Origin of the sequence: Geminicoccus flavidas (assembly GCF_009806515.1) — a bacterium.
Lineage (GTDB): Bacteria > Pseudomonadota > Alphaproteobacteria > Geminicoccales > Geminicoccaceae > Geminicoccus > Geminicoccus flavidus.
Genome location: NZ_WUJP01000046.1, coordinates 1 through 811 on the forward strand (window position 1 = coordinate 1; position 811 = coordinate 811).

At 71.3% G+C, this 811-nt stretch carries 2 protein-coding genes; one reads left to right on the plus strand and one right to left on the minus strand.

What is annotated here, in order from left to right:
- Positions 1 to 103 (plus strand): ATP-dependent helicase C-terminal domain-containing protein (locus EQG76_RS33225; protein WP_407925491.1); only part of this gene is annotated, 103 nt, incomplete at its 5' end.
- Here the strand turns inward: EQG76_RS33225 and EQG76_RS01225 are convergent.
- On the minus strand, positions 100 to 705 hold the full coding sequence (locus EQG76_RS01225) for a hypothetical protein (RefSeq protein WP_159709867.1): 606 nt from the start codon (positions 703 to 705) through the stop codon (positions 100 to 102). The genes EQG76_RS33225 and EQG76_RS01225 overlap by 4 nt on opposite strands.
- Positions 706 to 811 lie beyond the last annotated feature (106 nt).

Consider the following 811-nt stretch of genomic DNA (forward strand, 5'->3'; position numbering starts at 1 on the left):
CTGGCCGGATACGCGCAAGGAGTTGCGCGGCCGCTACCCCAAGCATTTCTGGCCGGACGATCCGGCCAGCGCCCAGGCGACCGCGCGGGTACGGCCGCGCTAGAGTGGGCCTGGCCGCTGGAAGCGCCCTTCGTCCGGCTGGTGATCAAAGCTGATGCGGGTAGTCTCGAACTGGCGGCTGTCCAGCCCGCCCGCCAGCAGCGGCCAGCCCCGGCCGGCAAAGGCGCGGAACGGGACCGCACCACAGCCCTGCCACTCCGCCGGCCGGAGCGATGGCAGGCTGCGCTCCAGAAGATCAATCGCCGCTACCAGTGGCGCGATGAGCGGCCGGGTCCAGGTGGCGGCCAGCACCTCGCCGCAGGTCCGGCCAAGGCGGGTCAGCACAAAATAAGCGCCCTTCTCACCCGCGATCGTCGGTCGGCGCCCGCCCCAGAGCATCAGGACGAAGCGCTGGCCGGCTGTCGCGTCGACCAGATCGGCCGCATCGATTGGCAGGGCTGCCGGCTCGAGCGGCACGAGCAGATCCCGCCCGAGGTCGACCAGCAGCTCTGCCTGACCCAGGCGCACGCGCACCATCACGGGATCGGTGCCGGTCTCCAGCCGGATCGGCACGCCGCGCAGCACGCCTTCCACCAGCGCTCCGGCCTGAGCGGGTCCGGCAACGAGGCCCAGGAGCAGTGCCGCCGCTGCCAGGGCCTTTCGCACCGGCGTCAGGCCGTCCCGAACACGCGGTTCAGGATCGTGTCGACATGCTTGAGGTGGTAGCCCAGGTCGAACAGCTCTTCGAGCGCTGCCGGCTCGATCCGCGCGG